18 protein-coding genes are annotated in these 18,448 nt (G+C 68.3%); 15 read left to right on the top strand and 3 right to left on the bottom strand.

All coding sequences use genetic code 11. The features are described 5' to 3' along the window. The first annotated feature begins 36 nt into the window (after nt 1–36). Nucleotides 37–291: a hypothetical protein gene (locus PSm6_RS08095; protein WP_021221206.1), complete on the top strand. Its 255-nt coding sequence runs from the start codon at nt 37–39 to the stop codon at nt 289–291. Continuing rightward, nucleotides 288–845: a lipocalin family protein gene (locus PSm6_RS08090; protein ID WP_021221205.1), complete on the top strand. Its 558-nt coding sequence runs from the start codon at nt 288–290 to the stop codon at nt 843–845. Before PSm6_RS08095 ends, PSm6_RS08090 begins: the two co-directional genes overlap by 4 nt. Before the next feature lie 4 nt (nt 846–849). Here PSm6_RS08090 and PSm6_RS08085 read toward each other — a convergent pair whose 3' ends face one another. Continuing rightward, a complete protein-coding gene (locus PSm6_RS08085) occupies nt 850–2,208 on the bottom strand; it encodes a formimidoylglutamate deiminase (protein WP_043240604.1) in 1,359 nt (452 codons plus the stop codon). Between the two features lie 116 nt (nt 2,209–2,324). On the opposite strand from PSm6_RS08085, the gene hutC reads away from it, so the two are divergent. The 11 genes from hutC (at nt 2,325) to hutG (ending at nt 15,261) form a co-directional block, all read left to right on the top strand. After that, the gene (gene hutC, locus PSm6_RS08080; RefSeq protein ID WP_021221203.1) at nt 2,325–3,077 is read left to right on the top strand and encodes a histidine utilization transcriptional repressor HutC; all 753 of its coding nucleotides are present in this window, start codon (nt 2,325–2,327) and stop codon (nt 3,075–3,077) included. After that, nucleotides 3,074–3,664 (top strand): HutD/Ves family protein, encoded by a 591-nt coding sequence (locus PSm6_RS08075; RefSeq protein WP_265170002.1) that lies wholly within the window; start codon nt 3,074–3,076, stop codon nt 3,662–3,664. Before hutC ends, PSm6_RS08075 begins: the two co-directional genes overlap by 4 nt. A gap of 427 nt (nt 3,665–4,091) precedes the next feature. Further along, nucleotides 4,092–5,762, top strand: coding sequence for a urocanate hydratase (gene hutU / locus PSm6_RS08070; RefSeq protein WP_043240609.1), 1,671 nt, complete (start codon nt 4,092–4,094; stop codon nt 5,760–5,762). A 2-nt stretch (nt 5,763–5,764) separates the two neighbouring features. Further along, nucleotides 5,765–7,297: a histidine ammonia-lyase gene (hutH, locus tag PSm6_RS08065; protein WP_043240611.1), complete on the top strand. Its 1,533-nt coding sequence runs from the start codon at nt 5,765–5,767 to the stop codon at nt 7,295–7,297. A 59-nt stretch (nt 7,298–7,356) separates the two neighbouring features. Continuing rightward, complete coding sequence (locus tag PSm6_RS08060; protein WP_021221199.1) at nt 7,357–8,676, top strand: Na+/H+ antiporter family protein; 1,320 nt, start codon at nt 7,357–7,359, stop codon at nt 8,674–8,676. Nucleotides 8,677–9,023: 347 nt separating this feature from the next. Next, nucleotides 9,024–9,992, top strand: coding sequence for an ABC transporter substrate-binding protein (locus PSm6_RS08055; RefSeq protein WP_265170001.1), 969 nt, complete (start codon nt 9,024–9,026; stop codon nt 9,990–9,992). Nucleotides 9,993–10,035: 43 nt separating this feature from the next. Beyond that, the gene (locus tag PSm6_RS08050) at nt 10,036–10,887 is read left to right on the top strand and encodes an ABC transporter permease (RefSeq protein WP_021221196.1); all 852 of its coding nucleotides are present in this window, start codon (nt 10,036–10,038) and stop codon (nt 10,885–10,887) included. Beyond that, nucleotides 10,884–11,699, top strand: coding sequence for a quaternary amine ABC transporter ATP-binding protein (locus PSm6_RS08045; protein WP_021221195.1), 816 nt, complete (start codon nt 10,884–10,886; stop codon nt 11,697–11,699). The genes PSm6_RS08050 and PSm6_RS08045 overlap by 4 nt, the downstream gene beginning before the upstream one ends. 7 nt (nt 11,700–11,706) lie before the next feature. Then, on the top strand, nt 11,707–13,260 hold the full coding sequence (locus PSm6_RS08040) for an HAL/PAL/TAL family ammonia-lyase (RefSeq protein WP_021221194.1): 1,554 nt from the start codon (nt 11,707–11,709) through the stop codon (nt 13,258–13,260). After that, nucleotides 13,257–14,465 (top strand): imidazolonepropionase, encoded by a 1,209-nt coding sequence (gene hutI / locus PSm6_RS08035; RefSeq protein ID WP_021221193.1) that lies wholly within the window; start codon nt 13,257–13,259, stop codon nt 14,463–14,465. The genes PSm6_RS08040 and hutI overlap by 4 nt, the downstream gene beginning before the upstream one ends. Next, the gene (hutG, locus tag PSm6_RS08030) at nt 14,458–15,261 is read left to right on the top strand and encodes an N-formylglutamate deformylase (protein ID WP_021221192.1); all 804 of its coding nucleotides are present in this window, start codon (nt 14,458–14,460) and stop codon (nt 15,259–15,261) included. Before hutI ends, hutG begins: the two co-directional genes overlap by 8 nt. Before the next feature lie 693 nt (nt 15,262–15,954). Here hutG and PSm6_RS08025 read toward each other — a convergent pair. Together PSm6_RS08025 and PSm6_RS08020 are read right to left on the bottom strand one after the other, a co-directional pair. Beyond that, complete coding sequence (locus PSm6_RS08025; RefSeq protein WP_031288446.1) at nt 15,955–16,428, bottom strand: NUDIX domain-containing protein; 474 nt, start codon at nt 16,426–16,428, stop codon at nt 15,955–15,957. Beyond that, nucleotides 16,425–16,856, bottom strand: coding sequence for a hypothetical protein (locus PSm6_RS08020; RefSeq protein ID WP_031288443.1), 432 nt, complete (start codon nt 16,854–16,856; stop codon nt 16,425–16,427). Before PSm6_RS08020 ends, PSm6_RS08025 begins: the two co-directional genes overlap by 4 nt. A 92-nt stretch (nt 16,857–16,948) precedes the next feature. On the opposite strand from PSm6_RS08020, the gene pip reads away from it, so the two are divergent. Together pip and dtd are read left to right on the top strand one after the other, a co-directional pair. Then, complete coding sequence (gene pip / locus PSm6_RS08015) at nt 16,949–17,926, top strand: prolyl aminopeptidase (protein WP_184489700.1); 978 nt, start codon at nt 16,949–16,951, stop codon at nt 17,924–17,926. Beyond that, the gene (gene dtd / locus PSm6_RS08010) at nt 17,926–18,363 is read left to right on the top strand and encodes a D-aminoacyl-tRNA deacylase (RefSeq protein WP_265170000.1); all 438 of its coding nucleotides are present in this window, start codon (nt 17,926–17,928) and stop codon (nt 18,361–18,363) included. The genes pip and dtd overlap by 1 nt, the downstream gene beginning before the upstream one ends. Nucleotides 18,364–18,448 lie beyond the last annotated feature (85 nt).

Raw genomic sequence — 18,448 nt, 5'->3', positions numbered from 1 at the left:
GCTTGCCGCGGTATTCCCCACACCACGGAGTCATTCATGCAACTGCGCATCCTCGCCCTGCTGTCCGTCTGCGTCGCGCTCGTCGCCTGCAACAAGATCAACCAGGAGAACTATTCGAAGATCAAGGCCGGCATGGCCAAGGCCGAGGTCGAGCAGATCATCGGCGAACCCACCGAGTGCTCCGGCGCCGTGGGCCTGACCAGCTGCACCTGGGGCGACCAGAAGGCCTTCATCAGCATCCAGTTCGCCGGCGACAAGGTGATGATGTACCAAGGGCAGGGCCTGAAATGATCCGTCTTGCGCTGCTGCTTGGCGCGCTGCTGCTGGCCGGTTGCGCCGGCTCCAGCGAGCCCGCTGCGCCACCGCGCACGGTGGGCTCGGTGGATCTGCAACGCTACCAGGGCACCTGGTACGAACTGGCGCGGTTGCCGATGTTCTTCCAGCGCCATTGCGCACAATCCGAAGCCCACTACAGCCTGCAGCCGGATGGCGCGGTCGGCGTGCTCAACCGTTGCCGTACCGCCGAAGGCGAATGGCAGGAAGCCCAGGGCCAGGCCGTGCCCCAGGTCGCCGGGCAGACCGACAAGCTCTGGGTGCGCTTCGATAACTGGTTCAGCCGCCTGGCGCCGGACCTCACCAAGGGCCAGTACTGGGTGCTTTACCTGGACGACGGTTACCAGACCGCGCTGGTGGGCCACCCGGACCGCACCTACCTCTGGTTGCTGTCACGCACTCCCGAGGTGCCGGAGCACACTCGCGCGCACCTGCTGAAGCTGGCCCGCGACCAGGGTTACGACACCGATGGCCTGATCTGGCGTACGCCGGACGACAAGATGCCGCGCTGATCCCCTAGCCCAACAGGGATCGCAACACGCCGGCGAACTCCCGTGCCGTCGCCTCTTCCTCGGGGTGACGGCCGTCCTGCACCACCCAGCGTCCCGCCACCATCACATCACGCACCTGGCGATCACCGCCGGCGAACAGCCAGCGGTTTAGCAGCGCATCGTCCTGGGCGGTGGCGAGGTAGGGGTCGTTGCCGTCCAGCACCAGCCAGTCCGCACGCTGGCCTGCTGCCAGGGCGCCGGTGGGCTGGCCCAGGGCTTGGGCGCCACCGCTCAGCGCTGCCTGGTAGAGGGCGTCGCCCACGCGGGGCTGATTCGCCTGGTGCAGGCGGTTGCGGCGCTGGTCGCGCAGGCGCTGGCCGTATTCCAGCCAGCGCAGTTCTTCCACCGGGCTGACCGACACATGGCTGTCGGAGCCGATGCCGAAGCGTCCGCCCTGGGCCAGGTAGTCCACCGCCGGGAAGATGCCGTCGCCCAGGTTGGCTTCGGTGGTCAGGCACAGGCCCGCCACCGCGCCGCTGCGGGCCATCGCTTCGACCTCGTCGGGTTCCGCGTGGGTGGCGTGGACCAGGCACCAGCGCGGGTCTACATCGACGTTGTCGTAGAGCCATTGCAGGGGGCGGCGGCCGCTCCAGGCGAGGCAGTCGTCCACTTCCTTGCGCTGCTCGGCGATGTGGATGTGGATGGGTGCGTCGCCCGGGTCCGCCGCCAGCACGGCGCCGATCTGCTCCGGTGTCACCGCCCGCAGCGAGTGGAAGCAGGTGCCCAGCACCTGCCCGGCGGGCAGTGCTGCGCGCAGGCGCTGCTGCAGGGCGAGGTAGCCATCGGTGGAGTTGATGAAGCGGCGCTGGCCCTCGTTGGGCGCCTGGCCGCCGAAGCCGGCGTGGCTGTAGAGCACCGGCAGCAGGGTCAGGCCGATGCCGGTGCGGCTGGCGGCCTGGCTGATGCGCAGGGCGAGCTCCGCCGGGTCGGCATAGGGGCGCCCGTCGCGGTCGTGGTGCAGGTAATGGAATTCGGCGACGCCGGTGAAGCCGGCCTTGAGCATCTCGATGTAGAGCTGGCGGGCGATCACCTCCACCTGCTCCGGCTCCATGCGGCCGACCAGGCGGTACATCAGGTCGCGCCAGGTCCAGAAGCTGTCGTTGGGGTCGCCCGCCACCTCGGCCAGGCCGGCCATGGCGCGCTGGAAGGCGTGGGAGTGCAGGTTGGGCATGCCCGGCACCACCGGGCCGTTCAGACGTTCGGCGCCATCGGCCGTGGCGCCTGCTTCCACGCGGCTCAGGCGGCCATCCGCGGCCACCTCGAAACGGACGTCCCTGGCCCAGCCCTGGGGCAACAGGGCTCGTTCGGTGAAGAAGGCTGGCATGATTGGCGACCTGCGAGGTTTGTTATTTGTATATACATATACAGACGTATATCGAGACCGTAAACTCGCCCTGTTCCCCGGCCGACCAGCCGAGCGTGCCGCCAAGGAGTGTTCCCGTGCCCAATCCGCCTGTCGATATCCCGTCCTTCGCCGTCCAGCCCGGCGAGGCGCCTGCGCCGCTCTACGCACGGGTCAAGCAGATGATCTGCCGGCAGATCGACGACGGCACCTGGCCGCCGCACCATCGCGTGCCCTCCGAGAGCGAGCTGGTCAACGAGTTGGGCGTCAGCCGCATGACCGTCAACCGCGCCCTGCGCGAGCTGACTGCCGACGGCTACCTGGTGCGCATGCAGGGCGTCGGCACCTTCGTCGCCGAGCCCAAGGGCCAGGCGGCACTGTTCGAGGTGCACAACATCGCCGAGGAAATCACTGCGCGGGGCCATGCGCACCGCTGCGAAGTGATCGCCCTGGGCGAGGAACTGGCCGGCTCCGAGCGTGCCCTGGCACTGGACGTGCGCGAGGGGCAGCGGGTGTTCCATTCGCTCATCGTGCATTACGAGAACGACGTGCCGGTGCAGATCGAGGACCGCTACGTCAACGCCTCGGTGGCGCCGGACTACCTCAAGCAGGACTTCACCCAGCAGACGCCCCACGCCTACCTGTCCCAGGTGGCGCCGCTCACCGAGGGCGAGCACGTGGTCGAGGCGATCCTCGCCGACGCCGACGAGTGCCGCCTGCTGCTGATCGAGCGCAGCGAACCCTGCCTGCTGATCCGCCGCCGCACCTGGTCGGGCCGCAATACCGTCACCAGCGCGCGCCTGCTCTACCCGGGCTCGCGCTACCGCCTCGAAGGGCGGTTCGGCTCATGAGCATGCCCCGCGTGCTGCGCGCCGCCGATTACCCGCGCATGCCGTGGAAGAACGGCGCCGGCTCCACCCAGGAGATCCTCCGCGACGGCGGCGCCGACCTCGACGGTTTCGGCTGGCGCCTGTCTATCGCCGATGTCGGCCAGCCCGGGCCCTTTTCCGCCTTCACCGGTTACCAGCGCGTCATCACCGTGCTGGAGGGTGCCGGCATGCGCCTGGTGGTGGACGACGTCCCGTCCCGCGAGCTGACGGCCGGTGACGCCTTCGCCTTCGACGGCGGCAGTCGCGTGCAGTGCGAGCTGCTGGGCGGCGCCATCCGCGACTTCAACCTCATCTATGCCCCGCAGCGCTTCGCCGGCCGCCTGCAGTGGCAGCGCGTCAACGGGCCGCTACGCCTGTTCAGCGCCGCCGACACCCTGCTGCTGTTCAGCGCCGGCGAAGGGCTGGAAGTGCGCCTGGACGGGGGCGAAACACTGCACCTCGGTCGCCATGACTGCCTGCACCTGGAAGGGAATGGCACGCTGCGCGAGCTGGTGCTCGATGCGCTGGCCGTGGTGGATTGCTGCCTGATCGAGCTGCAACCGCGCTGATCCCCTTGTTCTCCACGTTGGACTCGATGCCGTAGGTCGGCGCCGAGCGCAGCGAGGCCCAACGGTTCATGGCCTGGTCCCGCTTTCGTGCCTCGGCGGAACATCGCCCGGCTCCACCTGTATTTCCCCCCCTTTCCCCGCCGCGTTACCGAATGCCCCATTACCGTGCGCCGAAGGAGGCTCTTTGCCCCAGGAAAGCGACCCGGTAACAGGTCGGCTACCTTCCTTGCGGTCCACCCCCGAACATTTCGCGTTTGCTCTGGGCCCCGTCATTCGCGGCGTACAGCGGTTCCTTGCGACGCAGTGAGGCGTACCTCAGTGAACTGGCCTTTCACTTGCATATGCTTGTATGTACAAGTTCATATGTGTGTAGATATCCGGGCACGATTCCCGTCCCTCTGCACCCCACGCCTCCCAGGAGCCTGCCATGACCAAATTCCGTGATGTCGAGATCCGCGCCCCGCGCGGTACCCAGCTCAACGCCAAGAGCTGGCTGACCGAAGCGCCGCTGCGCATGCTGATGAACAACCTGGACCCGGAAGTGGCCGAGAACCCCAAGGAGCTGGTGGTGTACGGCGGCATCGGCCGTGCCGCGCGCAACTGGGAGTGCTACGACGCCATCGTCCGCACCCTCAAGGAACTGAACGAGGACGAGACCCTGCTGGTGCAGTCCGGCAAGCCGGTCGGGGTGTTCAAGACCCACGCCAACGCCCCGCGCGTACTGATCGCCAACTCCAACCTGGTGCCGCACTGGGCGACCTGGGAACACTTCAACGAACTGGATGCCAAGGGCCTGGCCATGTACGGCCAGATGACCGCCGGCTCGTGGATCTACATCGGCAGCCAGGGCATCGTCCAGGGCACCTATGAAACCTTCGTCGAGGCGGGCCGCCAGCACTACGACGGCAAGCTCGCCGGTCGCTGGGTACTCACCGCCGGCCTCGGCGGCATGGGCGGCGCCCAGCCCCTGGCGGCGACCCTGGCCGGCGCCTGCTCGCTGAACATCGAATGCCAGCAGAGCCGCATCGACTTCCGTCTGAAGACCCGCTACGTCGACGAGCAGGCCAGTGACCTCGACGACGCCCTGGCGCGGATCGCCAAATACACTGCCGAAGGCCGCGCCATCTCCATCGCCCTGCACGGCAACGCCGCCGAGATCCTCCCTGAGCTGGTGCGCCGTGGCGTGCGCCCGGACATGGTCACCGACCAGACCAGCGCCCACGACCCGCTCAACGGCTACCTGCCGGCCGGCTGGGCCTGGGAGGAGTACCGCGACCGCGCGCAGAGCGAACCCGCTGCCGTGGTCAAGGCCGCCAAGCAGTCCATGGCCGTGCACGTGCAGGCCATGCTCGACTTCCAGAAGCAGGGCATCCCCACCTTCGACTACGGCAACAACATCCGTCAGATGGCCAAGGAGGAGGGTGTGGCCAACGCCTTCGACTTCCCCGGCTTCGTCCCGGCCTATATCCGCCCGCTGTTCTGCCGCGGCGTCGGCCCCTTCCGTTGGGCGGCGCTCTCCGGTGACCCGCAGGACATCTACAAGACCGACGCCAAGGTGAAGGAGCTGATCCCCGACGATGCCCACCTGCACCGCTGGCTGGACATGGCCCGCGAACGCATCGCCTTCCAGGGCCTGCCGGCGCGCATCTGCTGGGTCGGCCTGGGCCAGCGCGCCAAGCTGGGCCTGGCGTTCAACGAGATGGTGCGCAGCGGCGAGCTGTCGGCGCCCATCGTCATCGGTCGCGACCACCTCGATTCCGGCTCGGTCGCAAGCCCCAACCGCGAGACCGAAGCCATGCAGGACGGCTCCGACGCCGTGTCCGACTGGCCGCTGCTCAACGCCTTGCTGAACACCGCCAGCGGCGCCACCTGGGTGTCGCTGCACCACGGCGGTGGCGTGGGCATGGGCTTCTCCCAGCACTCGGGGATGGTCGTCGTCTGCGATGGCACCGACGAAGCCGCCGCGCGCATCGCCCGCGTGCTGACCAACGACCCGGGCACCGGCGTGATGCGCCATGCCGACGCCGGCTACCCGATCGCCATTGACTGCGCCCGCGAGCAGGGCCTCAACCTGCCGATGATCGGCAAGGGGGAATGAGCATGTTCGACCTCCATCTGCACCCCGGCCGACTGACCCTGGCCCAACTGCGCCAGGTCCATCTCGGGCCGGTGCGCGTGAGCCTGGACGCCAGCGCCGACGCGCCCATCGAGGCCAGCGTCGCCTGCGTCGAGCGGATCATCGCCGAGGACCGTACCGCCTACGGCATCAACACCGGCTTCGGCCTGCTGGCCTCCACCCGCATCGCCCGCGAGGACCTGGAGAAGCTGCAGCGCTCCCTGGTGCTGTCCCACGCCGCCGGTGTCGGCGAGCCGCTGGACGACGCCCTGGTGCGGATGATCATGCTGCTCAAGGTCAACAGCCTGGCCCGTGGTTTCTCCGGCATCCGCCGCAAGGTGATCGACGCGCTGATCGCGCTGATCAACGCCGAGGTCTACCCGCACATCCCGCTCAAGGGCTCGGTGGGCGCCTCCGGCGACCTCGCCCCCCTGGCGCACATGTCCCTGCTGTTGCTCGGCGAGAGCCGCGCGCGCCACAAGGGGCAGTGGCTGCCGGCCGCCGAGGCCCTGGCCATCGCCGGGCTGGAGCCGCTGACCCTGGCCGCCAAGGAGGGCCTGGCCCTGCTCAACGGCACCCAGGCGTCCACCGCCTACGCGTTGCGCGGGCTGTTCGAGGCCGAGGACCTGTTCGCCGCCGCCGCCGTCTGTGGCGGGCTCAGCGTCGAGGCCATGCTTGGCTCGCGGGCGCCCTTCGATGCGCGCATCCATGCCGCCCGTGGCCAGCGCGGGCAGATCGACGCCGCCGCCGCCTACCGCGCGCTGCTCACCGAGAGCAGCGAGGTGGCCCGCTCCCACGCCCAGTGCGACAAAGTGCAGGACCCGTACTCCCTGCGCTGCCAGCCGCAGGTGATGGGCGCCTGCCTGACCCAGATGCGCCAGGCCGCCGAGGTTCTGGAGGTGGAGGCCAACGCCGTATCCGACAACCCGCTGGTGTTCGCCGAGCAGGGTGACGTGGTCTCCGGTGGCAACTTCCACGCCGAGCCCGTGGCCCTGGTCGCCGACAACCTGGCCCTGGCCATCGCCGAGATCGGCTCGCTGTCCGAGCGGCGCATCTCGCTGATGATGGACAAGCACATGTCGCAGCTGCCGCCCTTCCTGGTGGCCAACGGCGGGGTCAACTCGGGCTTCATGATCGCCCAGGTCACCGCTGCCGCCCTGGCCAGCGACAACAAGGCGCTGGCCCATCCGCACAGCGTCGACAGCCTGCCCACATCGGCCAACCAGGAAGACCACGTCTCCATGGCGCCGAACGCCGGCAAGCGCCTCTGGGCCATGGCCGAGAACGTGCGCGGCATCCTCGCCGTGGAGTGGCTGGGCGCCTGCCAGGGCCTGGACTTCCGCGAAGGGCTGAAGAGCTCGCCGAAGCTGGAAGAGGCCCGCGCCCTGCTGCGCGGCCAGGTGCCCTACTACCAGGAGGACCGTTTCTTCGCCCCGGACATCGAGGCCGCCAGCGCGCTGCTGGCCAGCGGTTGCCTCAATGCGCTGATGCCGGAGGGCCTGCTGCCGAGCCTCTGAACTCACCCCAGCGGGCCGTGCGCTCGGCCCGCCTGACACAACAAGAACAAGGAGTGGTTATGAACGCGATCATCCTGGCCGTACTGGTCATGGTTGCACTGTGCATGCTGAGGGTCTCGGTGGTCTTCGCCCTGATCGCCTCGGCGCTGGTGGGCGGGCTGTTCGCCGGCCTGCCGATGGAAACCGTGGTGAAGTCCTTCAACGAAGGCCTGGGCGGCGGCGCCCCCGTGGCCCTGGCCTACGCGACGCTGGGGGCCTTCGCCATCGCGTTGTCCCGTACCGGCCTGTCCCAACGCTTGTCCGCCAACCTCACCGACCGGCTGGGCGAGGGCGGCGGGCGCTTCATCAAATGGGCCATCCTGCTGTCCATGGTGCTGGCGGGCATCGCCTCGCAGACCCTGGTGCCGGTGCACATCGCCTTCATCCCGCTGCTGGTGCCGCCCCTGCTGCACGTGATGAACCGCCTGCAACTGGATCGCCGGGCGGTGGCATGCGCGATCACCTTCGCCATCACGACCACCTACATGACCTTGCCGTTGGGCTTCGGCTCGATCTTTCTCAACGACATCCTGGTGGCCAACATCAACGGTGCCGGCAGTGGCCAGTTGGTGTCCCGCGAGATGGCGCCGGTTGCCATGCTGATCCCGGCGCTTGGCATGGTGTTCGGCCTGCTACTGGCGCTGCTCTGGAGCTATCGCCAGCCTCGCGTTTATGCCGACCGGCCGGTGGCGGGGGAGGAGGGCGAGGCCCCGGCGCGCCTGTCTCGCCGGCAGTTGACGATGGTGCTGCTGGCGCTGGTACTGGCCCTGGTGGTGCAGCTCTGGACCGGCTCGATGGTGTTTGGCGGCCTGGTGGGGTTCTCGCTGGTGTCCATGAGCGGGGTGATCCGCTGGAACGAACAGGACGGGGTCTTCCTCCAGGGCATGCGGCTGATGGCCCTGGTGGGCTTCATCATGATCGCCGCCTCGGGGTTCGCCGGGGTGATGAAGGCCACCGGTGAAATCCAGTCCCTGGTGGCCCATTCCGCCGAACTGGTGGGCGGCAACCGCGCCCTGGCTGCGTTCATGATGCTGTTGGTAGGGCTGCTGATCACCATGGGCATCGGCTCGTCCTTTTCCACCGTGCCGATCATCGCCGCCATCTACGTGCCACTGGCGATAGGCTTCGGCTTCTCGCCTCTGGCGACCCTGTCCCTGGTGGGCACCGCTGCGGCCCTGGGCGATGCGGGGTCGCCAGCCTCCGACTCCACGTTGGGGCCGACGGCTGGGCTGGCTGCCGACGGCCAGCACGATCACATATGGGGCACCGTGATACCGACTTTCCTGCACTTCAACCTGCCTTTGCTGGCCTTCGGCTGGGTGGCGGCGATGGTGCTGTAGAGGGGGACTTCAATCCGTCAGGTCACCGCCTGGAGCGGTGACCGCTGTGAGGCCGCGCTGCAGGTAGGCGCGGTGTGGATCGCCCTGCTGGTCATCGCCTGGTTCATCTGGGTGCGGCCGGGCGCTGGTGAGGGGCGGCAGGAGATGCCGCCCGTGTTGAGTCTGGATGACTGAGTGGTCGTACGCGGGATGAGCGGGGCGCCTGGGCGTACCCGCCATCCACGAGAATTCGTCGTCGCCGACGTACGGGAACCGGCTCTTGCCGGTTTCCTGCCCGGAAACCGATGGCCTGCCCTCCGGGCATTTGCTCTGCCTTAACCCTTACCAAGTTCAAGGAGCGTCGGAACATGCGATTCAACAAGAAAATGCTGGGCCTGGTGTGTGCCGTGGGGCTGCTGGCGGGCCATGGGACCGCCCAGGCCGAAAGCTGGTGCGGAGCCGGCAAACCGGTGAAGTTCGCCGGCCTCAACTGGGAGAGCGGCATGCTGCTCACCGACCTGCTGCAGGTCATCCTCAAGCAAGGCTACGGCTGCGAGACCGACAGCCTGCCGGGCAACTCCATCACCATGGAGCAGGCCCTGGGCAACAACGACATCCAGATCTTCGCCGAGGAGTGGATCGGCCGCAGCGACGCCTGGAACAAGGCCGAGAAGGCCGGCAAGGTGGTGGGCGTGGGCGCACCGATCGTCGGTGCCGTGGAAGGCTGGTACGTGCCGCGTTACCTGGTGGAGGGTGACGCCAAGCGCGGCCTGGAAGCCAAGGCGCCGACGCTCAAGGCCATCGCCGACCTGGGTCAGTACGCCGAGCTGTTCCGCGACCCGGAAGAGCCGTCCAAGGGGCGCTTCTACAACTGCCCGGCCGGCTGGACCTGCGAGCTGGAAAACAGCGAGATGCTCAAGGACTACGGCCTCGAAGACACATTCACCAACTTCCGCCCCGGCACCGGCCCGGCGCTGGATGCCGCGGTGCTGTCCAGCTACCGCCGTGGCGAGCCTATCCTCTTCTACTACTGGTCGCCGACGCCGCTGATGGGCCAGGCCGACCTGGTGAAGCTGGACGAGAAGCCCGGCGTCGACAAGCGCGTGACCATCCAGGTGGGCCTGTCGAAGGTCTTCCACGACGAGGCGCCCGAACTGGTGGAGATGCTCAAGAAGGTCAACCTGCCCATCGACCTGCTGAACCAGAACCTGGCACGCATGGCCAAGGAGAAGATCGCCTCGGACAAGCTGGCCAAGGCCTTCCTCAAGGAGCACCCGGAAATCTGGCACGCCTGGGTCAGCGAGGACGCGGCGAAGAAGGTCGACGCATCGCTCTGACGCCTGACGGCACTCGCGCATCCACTCATCCGGAGAGCTCCCGATGTTTCCCGAACGCTTCACATTTTCCATCGCCGACTGGGTCAATGGCTGGGTCGATGCGCTGGTGACCAACTACGGGGATGTGTTCCGGCACATCTCCGACACCCTGCTGTGGGCCATCGTCAACCTGGAGTGGCTGCTGCGCGCCACGCCCTGGTGGCTGATGCTGGCGCTGGTGGCGGGCATCGCCTGGCACGCCACCCGCCGCGTCCTGCCGACCCTGGTGATCACCGGCCTGCTGTTCCTGGTGGGCGCGGTGGGGCTCTGGGACAAGCTCATGCAGACCTTGGCGCTGATGCTGGTGGCCACCTTCATCTCGGTGCTGATCGGCATCCCGCTGGGCATTCTCTCGGCGCGCAGCAACCGCCTGCGGGCGCTGCTGATGCCGCTGCTGGACATCATGCAGACCATGCCCAGCTTCGTGTACCTGATCCCGGTGCTGATGCTCTTCGGCCTGGGCAAGGTGCCGGCCATCTTCGCCACGGTGATCTACGCCGCGCCGCCGCTGATCCGCCTCACCGACCTGGGGATACGCCAGGTGGACGGCGAGGTGATGGAGGCGGTCAACGCCTTCGGCGCCAACCGCTGGCAGCAGCTGTTCGGCGTGCAGTTGCCGCTGGCGCTGCCGAGCATCATGGCCGGGGTCAACCAGACCACCATGATGGCGCTGTCGATGGTGGTGATCGCCTCCATGATCGGGGCCCGTGGCCTGGGCGAGGACGTGCTCATCGGCATCCAGACGCTCAACGTCGGCAAGGGCCTGGAGGCCGGCCTGGCCATCGTCATCCTCGCCGTGGTCTTCGACCGCATCACCCAGGCCTACGGCCGCTCCCGCCACGAGGCCAGCCAATGAGCAAGATCCAGGTGAAGAACGTCTACAAGATCTTCGGGCCGCGCGCCGAGGAGGCCATGGCGCTGATCCGCCAGGGGCGCAGCAAGGCCGAGGTGCTGGCTGCCACCGGCTGCGTGGTGGGGGTCAACGACCTGTCGCTGTCCATCGAGGCGGGGGAAATCTTCGTCATCATGGGGCTGTCCGGCTCGGGAAAATCCACCCTGGTGCGCCACTTCAACCGCCTGATCGACCCCACCAGCGGCGAGATCCTGGTGGATGACGAGGACATCCTGCGCTACGACATGCAGGCCCTGCGCGACTTCCGTCGGCGCAAGATCAGCATGGTGTTCCAGAGCTTCGGCCTGCTGCCGCACAAGAGCGTGCTGGACAACGTCGCCTATGGCCTCAAGGTGCGCGGCGAGAGCAAGGCGCAGTGCCAGGAGCGCGCCCAGCACTGGATCACCACGGTCGGCCTGGCCGGCTACGAGAAGTCCTACCCGCACCAGCTGTCCGGCGGTATGCGCCAGCGCGTGGGCCTGGCCCGGGCGCTGGCGGCGGACACCGACATCATCCTCATGGACGAAGCCTTCAGCGCCCTCGACCCGCTGATCCGCGCCGACATGCAGGACCAGTTGCTGGAGCTGCAGAAGGGCCTGAACAAGACCATCGTCTTCATCACCCACGACCTCGACGAGGCGGTGCGTATCGGCAACCGCATCGCCATCCTCAAGGACGGCCAGCTGATCCAGGTCGGCGCGCCCCGTGAAATCCTCCACCAGCCTGCTGACGACTACGTCGACCGTTTCGTCCAGCGCCGTGTGGCCAACCTGTGAGGGCGGCATGGATACCGTGAAGACCAGCAGCACCACCCTTGAAACCACCGTCTTCGGCAACGGCCCGCTGCGCTGGCGCGACGTGGTCGATGTGGCCCGTGACGGCCGGCGCCTGGAGCTGGCCCCGGCAGCCTGGGCGCGCATCGACAACGCCCACGCCATCGTCCGCCGCATCGTCGAGCGTGGCGAGCGCGCCTATGGCATCAGCACCGGCCTGGGGGCCCTGAGCGACATCCTGCTGGAGGGCGACCAGCTCGCCGCGCTGTCGCGCAACACCCTGCTCAGCCACGCCTGCGGCGTCGGCCCGGTGCTGGAGGACGAGCAGACCCGCGCCATCATCTGCTGCGCCATCGCCAACTACAGCCAGGGCAAGTCCGGGCTGCAGCCGCAGGTGGTGGAAGGGCTGCTCAACCTGCTCAACCGCGGCATCACCCCGTGCGTGCCGTCCCAGGGCTCGGTGGGCTACCTGACCCACATGGCCCATGTCGGCATCGCCCTGCTGGGCGTCGGCGAGGTGAGCCATCGCGGTGTCGTGGTGCCGGCCGCCCAGGCGCTGGCCGCCGAAGGGCTGCAACCGCTGCAGCTGGGCGCCAAGGACGGGCTCTGCCTGGTCAACGGCCTGCCCTGCATGACCGGCCTGGCCTGCCTGGCCCTGGCCGACCTGGAGCACCTGCTGCGCTGGGCCGACGTGATCGGCGCCATGAGCTTCGAGGCCCTGCGCGGCCAGCTCGCCGCTTTCGACCCGGCGATACTCGAACTCAAGCCGCACCCAGGCATGCAGAAGGTCGGCGCCAACCTGCGCGCGCTGCTCGCCGGCAGCGAGGTGATCGCCGCCAGCCAGGGCCTGCGCACCCAGGACGCCCTGAGCATCCGCTCGATCCCCCAGGTGCACGGCGCCTGCCGCGACCAGTTCGACCACGCCGCGCGCCAGGTGGAGACCGAGCTCAATTCCGCCAACGACAACCCGCTGGTGCTGGGCACGCCGGACCACTACCGGGTGATCTCCCAGGCCAACCCCCACGGCGAGTCCGTGGCCATGGCCGCCGACCTGCTGGCCATAGCCGTGGCCGAGTTGGGCGGCATCGCCGAGCGGCGCCTGGATCGCCTGGTCAACCCGCTGGTCAGCGGCCTGCCGGCCTTCCTCGTCAGCCGGCCCGGGGTCAACTCGGGGATGATGATCCTGCAGTACGTGGCCGCCGCCCTGGCCGGCGAGAACCGCCACCTGGCGCAGCCGGCGGTGGTGGACAACTTCGTCACCTCCGGCCTGCAGGAAGACCACCTCAGCCTGGGCACCAGCGCCGCGCTGAAGCTCGGCCGCGCCCTGGGCAACTGCCGGCAGATACTGGCCATCGAGTACCTACTGGCCGCCCAGGCCCAGGAGTTTCTCGGCGAGCTGGCCACCGGTGCCGGCACTGCGGCCGCCCGGGCGCTGTTGCGTGAGCGGGTGCCCGCCTACGAGGAGGACCGCTGGCTGGCCCCCGACATCGGTTCGGCCGTGGCGCTGCTGCGCGACGGGCCGGCTTTGGAAACGGTTTCCACACGGACAGGAGGATTGCAATGAAGAGGTTCTGGCACGGCTGCCGTCTCGCCACCCTGCAGGGCGGGCGCTACTCGATGATCGAGGACGGGGCCCTGCTCACCGACGGCGAGCTGATCCGCTGGGTCGGTCCGCTGGCCGAGGCGCCCGACACCACGGGCGCCGAGCGCATCGACCTGGGCGGCGCCTGGGTCACCCCGGGGCTGATCGACTGCCACACCCACCTGGTGTTCGGCGGCGACCGCAGCGCCGAGTTCGAACAGCGCCTGGAGGGTGTCAGCTACGCCGAGATCGCCGCCAAGGGCGGTGGCATCGCCAGCACCGTGCGCGCCACCCGCGAGGCCAGCGAGGATGAGTTGCTGGCCAGCGCGGTGACACGCGCCCGGCAGCTGCTGCGCGACGGCGTCACCACCCTGGAGGTGAAATCCGGCTACGGCCTGGACCTGGCCAGCGAGCGCAAGATGCTGCGGGTCGCCCGGCGCCTCGCCGAAGCGCTGCCGCTGACGGTGACCACCACCTGCCTGGCCGCCCATGCGCTGCCACCGGAATACGCCGGGCGCGCCGATGACTACATCGAGCGGGTATGCACCGAGATCCTGCCGCAACTGGCCGGTGAAGGCCTGGTGGATGCGGTGGATGCCTTCTGCGAGCACCTGGCCTTCTCCCCGGCCCAGGTCGAGCGGGTGTTCCAGGCCGCGCGCGGGCTGGGCCTGCCGGTCAAGCTGCACGCCGAGCAGCTGTCGTCGCTGCACGGCTCCAGCCTGGCGGCGCGCTATGGCGCGCTGTCGGCCGACCACCTGGAGTACATGACCGAGGAAGACGCCATCGCCATGGCCGCCGCCGGCACCGTCGCCGTACTGCTGCCCGGCGCCTTCTACCTGCTGCGCGAGACCCGGCTGCCACCCATCGAGGCCCTGCGCCGCCACGGTGTGGCCATGGCGGTGGCCAGCGACCTCAACCCCGGCACCTCGCCGGCGCTGTCGCTGCGCCTGATGCTCAACATGGCCTGCACCTCGTTCCGCCTGACCCCGGAAGAGGCCCTGGCCGGCGTCACCCTCAACGCCGCCCGCGCCCTGGGCCTGGCCGAGCGATGCGGCAGCCTGGAGGCGGGCAAGCTCGCCGACTTCGTCGCCTGGGACATCGAGCGCCCGGCGCAACTGGCCTATTGGCTCGGCGGCGACCTGCCCAAGCGGGTGGTGCGCCACGGACAGGAGATCGACCTTGGATAACGTCCTCGACTTCACCCCCGGCCGCGTGCCGCTGCTGATCAGCATGCCGCACCCCGGCACCCGCCTGACCCCGGCGGTGGAGGCCGGCCTGGTCGACGGCGCACGCTCGCTGATCGACACCGACTGGCACATCCCGCTGCTCTACGACTTCGCCGCCGAACTGGGTGCCGGGTTGCTGGCCGCCAACTACTCGCGCTACGTCATCGACCTCAACCGCCCGGCGGACGACAAGCCGCTCTACGCCACCGCCACCACCGGGCTGTTCCCCGACGTGATGTTCGACGGCCAGCCGCTGTTCCGCGACGGCGCGGAGCCTTCGGCCGAGGAGCGTGCCGGCTACCTGGAAGGCATCTGGGGGCCCTATCACGGCCACATCGCCGAGGAGTTGGCGCGGCTCAAGCGCGAGTTCGGCTATGCCCTGCTGTTCGACGCCCATTCGATCCGCGCCTTCATCCCGCGCCTGTTCGACGGCCACCTGCCGGATTTCAACCTGGGCACCAACGCCGGCGCCAGCTGCGACCCCGGCCTGGCGGACGCCCTGGTAAGCGTCTGCGCCCGCGCCGAGGGCTACAGCCACGTGCTCAACGGCCGCTTCAAGGGCGGCCACATCACCCGCCATTACGGTGAGCCGGACCAGCACATCCACGCCGTGCAGCTGGAACTGGCCCAGCGCACCTACATGAACGAAGTGGAACCCTTTGCCTTCCGCGAAGACCTCGCCGTGCCCACCCGCAAGGTCATCCGCCAACTGCTGCTGGCGATGCTCGCCTGGGGGCGGGAGCGGTACGGGAAGTAACGGCACGGAGGATTTCGTAGAGGTAGCCCGGGCTTTAGCCCGGGGCTTGGCACGTGCCATCTTTCCCGGGCTGAAGCCCGGGCTACGTTGCTGGGGCCGTGTTGCGGCCATGGGCGAATGAATTGGCTCTGTCTGCGTTAAGTGTTGCTAGAGGATTTGAGCCCAACTGATTGCCGAGCTCTGGTAATATTTCTGGTTTCGCCCACCCGGGCGAGTCCCTTTTCCAATCGCTGGAACGCCAGCCCGGTGAAAAGGAACCAAAAAACTTGCCCCATCATCCGGCCCGACTGCGTCGGGTTCCCTCACTCCATCGTTGCTCTGGGGGCCGGCGCGATGGGCCATCCATGGCCTGGCTCGCCTCTCGCGGCATCCATGCCGCTCGTCCCCCGGCGCAACGACTGCGCTCGGCCTCCTGGAGGGGCGTTCGCGGCTGCTCCAAACTTCTTCGTCCAGCGCATCGCCACGTGGTGCGCACGGGCTTTCGTAGGATGGTGTAGAGCGAAGCGAAACCCATGCGGTGGAGGAGGCACGAACCCTTGGGCGCCTGGAAAGGGCCGTGCGGTGACGGGCTTTCGTAGGATGGGAAGAGCGCAGCGAATCCCATCGATGGCCGGAGCGGCACGCTCGTAGGGTGGGCCGGGCGGCGCTCCGCTTCAGCCCTCCGGTCGCTTTTTTCGCGAATGATTTCGCGGGCTAGGTCTGCAACCCGAGATGGCGGATGGTGGGCAAGGTGGGCGCGATGCGGTCCCAGGTGTCGTCCAGCAGCTCGGCGGGGTAGAAGGGCAGGGCGGCCAGTTCTTCGCGGCTGATCCAGGCCAGCTCGCGGATGTCGAATTCGTCGCCGCCCAGGCCCTTGAGGTTGGCCAGGGTGGGTTCGCCGTGGTGGGCGTCGATGCGGTAGAACAGCTCCATATGGAAGCGGCCCATGGCCGGTTCGGCGAACTCGCGGACGTAGACCAGCGGGCCGACTTCCACCACCAGTCCTGTCTCTTCGAAGAACTCGCGCTTCACCGTGTCGCGGGTGCAGGCATCGGTATCCGATTCGAAGCCTCCGCCCGGTGGTATCCAGTAGGTGTCGTCGCCGACCACGTGCTTGGCCAGCAGGATGCGCCCGCCCTCCACCAGCAGGCCGGCGGCGCGGATGCGGTGTTGCAGCTTGGGGGCTATTCCCAGGTGAGCCGTGCCAGTTTCCATTCGCCGTCCTCCAGCCACCATTCGAGCTTCACGGCGTAGTGCCGCGCGGCGTCGGGGAGCAACCCCTCGGCGCCGGCCAGCCCCACCTGGGCCTCGGTGTAGCCCTTGGTACTGTAGGTCGGGTCGATGCGGTTGGCCTTGCCCAGGGCCAGGATGCGCACATTCTTGTGACGCAGGAACAACAGCGTCATGGTGCGTTTGGCCCATTCGCGGTCGAACTCCTGCTGGGCGCTGAACTGCGGGTGCAACTGGTCGATCACCGCGCTGGTCTTCTTCGCTTCGAGGTTGTCCTGCAGCTGTTGTACCGCGGCATCCAGCGCAGCGGCGGGATCGTCGCGGCCGCACCCGGTGAGCGCGACTAGAATCAATGCGATCGCGAAAATCATCTTCCCAGGTGACATGCCTAACTCCCTTTTCCTCGTTATGATGCCCGGCAGGACAGGTGGCGGAGACCCGCAAGGGGTCGAGCTTACGCAGAGTATCGGAGCCCAGAATGCAGACTTTGTTTCCGGAGATTAAGCCCTACGCCCGTCACGAGCTGGCGGTGGACGAACCGCATGTGCTCTACGTCGACGAGAGCGGTTCGCCCGACGGCCTGCCGGTGGTGTTCATCCACGGCGGCCCGGGCTCCGGTTGCGACGCCCTGAGCCGCCGCTTCTTCGACCCCAACCTGTACCGCATCGTCACCTTCGACCAGCGCGGCTGTGGCCGTTCGACGCCCCATGCCAGCCTGGAGAAGAACACCACCTGGGACCTGGTGGCCGACCTGGAATGCATCCGCGAGCACCTGGGCATCGACAAGTGGGTACTGTTCGGTGGCTCCTGGGGCTCGACCCTGTCCCTGGCCTATGCCCAGGCACACCCGGAACGTGTGCAGGCGCTGATCCTGCGTGGCATCTTCCTCTGCCGTCCCCAGGAGATCACCTGGTTCTACCAGGCGGGTGGCGCCAGCCGCCTGTTCCCCGACTACTGGGAAGACTACGTCGCGCCGATCCCGGCCGACGAGCAGGGCGACCTGCTGCAGGCCTTCCACAAGCGCCTGACCGGCAGCGACCAGATCGCCCAGATGCACGCCGCCAAGGCCTGGTCCACCTGGGAAGGTCGCACCGCCACCCTGCGCCCCAGCGGCCCGGTGGTGGAGCGCTTCAGCGAGCCGATGCGCGCGCTGTCCATCTCCCGCATCGAGTGCCACTACTTCGTCAACGATGCCTTCCTCGAGCCCAACCAGCTGCTGCGCGACATGCACAAAATCGCCCACCTGCCGGGCATCATCGTGCACGGCCGCTACGACGTGATCTGCCCGCTGGACAATGCCTGGGCACTGCACCAGGCCTGGCCCAACAGCGAGCTGCAGATCGTCCGTGATGCCGGCCACGCCGCGTCCGAGCCGGGCATCACCGATGCGCTGGTGCGCGCCACCGACCAGATCGCCCGCCGCCTGCTGGACCTGCCGCCGGAAGAAGAGGCCTGATGAAGGGCTTGCTGCAACGGGTCTCCGCGGCCCGCGTGGACGTCGCTGGCGAAACCATCGGTGCCATCGACCAGGGCCTGCTGGTGCTGGTGGGTGTCGAGCCCCAGGACAGCCAGGCCAGCGCCGACAAGCTGCTGCACAAGCTGCTCAACTACCGGGTGTTCGCCGATGCCGAGGGCAAGACGAACCTCTCCCTCGGCGCGGTGGGGGGCGGCCTGCTGCTGGTGTCCCAGTTCACCCTGGCCGCCGACACTCGCAGCGGCCTGCGCCCGAGCTTTTCCAGTGCCGCGCCGCCCGCCCTGGGCGAGGAGTTGTTCGACTACCTGGTGGCGCAGGCACGCCTCAAGCACCCGCAGGTGGCGACCGGCCGCTTCGGCGCCGACATGCAGGTGCACCTGGTGAATGACGGCCCGGTCACCTTCCTGCTGGAAAGCTAGGCCTCGCGCTCCACCCGTCAGAATCTGGCGTACTTCTTGCCTCTGACTCGCCATCCACGGCGCGGGCGGTTAGCATCTGCCGCCT

Source organism: Pseudomonas solani (assembly GCF_026072635.1).
In the GTDB taxonomy this organism is placed as follows: Bacteria; Pseudomonadota; Gammaproteobacteria; order Pseudomonadales; family Pseudomonadaceae; genus Metapseudomonas; species Metapseudomonas solani.
Note: the sequence above shows the minus strand (reverse complement) of the source record. Positions and strands in the feature narration are given on the sequence as shown.

Coding starts and splice junctions, on each gene's coding strand:
- PSm6_RS08095 (WP_021221206.1), top strand. CDS start 37: ATGCAACTGCGCATCCTCGCCCTGCTGTCCGTCTGCGTCGCGCTCGTC.
- PSm6_RS08090 (WP_021221205.1), top strand. CDS start 288: ATGATCCGTCTTGCGCTGCTGCTTGGCGCGCTGCTGCTGGCCGGTTGC.
- PSm6_RS08085 (WP_043240604.1), bottom strand. CDS start 2,208: ATGCCAGCCTTCTTCACCGAACGAGCCCTGTTGCCCCAGGGCTGGGCC.
- PSm6_RS08075 (WP_265170002.1), top strand. CDS start 3,074: ATGAGCATGCCCCGCGTGCTGCGCGCCGCCGATTACCCGCGCATGCCG.
- hutU (WP_043240609.1), top strand. CDS start 4,092: ATGACCAAATTCCGTGATGTCGAGATCCGCGCCCCGCGCGGTACCCAG.
- hutH (WP_043240611.1), top strand. CDS start 5,765: ATGTTCGACCTCCATCTGCACCCCGGCCGACTGACCCTGGCCCAACTG.
- PSm6_RS08060 (WP_021221199.1), top strand. CDS start 7,357: ATGAACGCGATCATCCTGGCCGTACTGGTCATGGTTGCACTGTGCATG.
- PSm6_RS08055 (WP_265170001.1), top strand. CDS start 9,024: ATGCGATTCAACAAGAAAATGCTGGGCCTGGTGTGTGCCGTGGGGCTG.
- PSm6_RS08050 (WP_021221196.1), top strand. CDS start 10,036: ATGTTTCCCGAACGCTTCACATTTTCCATCGCCGACTGGGTCAATGGC.
- PSm6_RS08045 (WP_021221195.1), top strand. CDS start 10,884: ATGAGCAAGATCCAGGTGAAGAACGTCTACAAGATCTTCGGGCCGCGC.
- PSm6_RS08040 (WP_021221194.1), top strand. CDS start 11,707: ATGGATACCGTGAAGACCAGCAGCACCACCCTTGAAACCACCGTCTTC.
- hutI (WP_021221193.1), top strand. CDS start 13,257: ATGAAGAGGTTCTGGCACGGCTGCCGTCTCGCCACCCTGCAGGGCGGG.
- PSm6_RS08020 (WP_031288443.1), bottom strand. CDS start 16,856: ATGTCACCTGGGAAGATGATTTTCGCGATCGCATTGATTCTAGTCGCG.
- pip (WP_184489700.1), top strand. CDS start 16,949: ATGCAGACTTTGTTTCCGGAGATTAAGCCCTACGCCCGTCACGAGCTG.
- dtd (WP_265170000.1), top strand. CDS start 17,926: ATGAAGGGCTTGCTGCAACGGGTCTCCGCGGCCCGCGTGGACGTCGCT.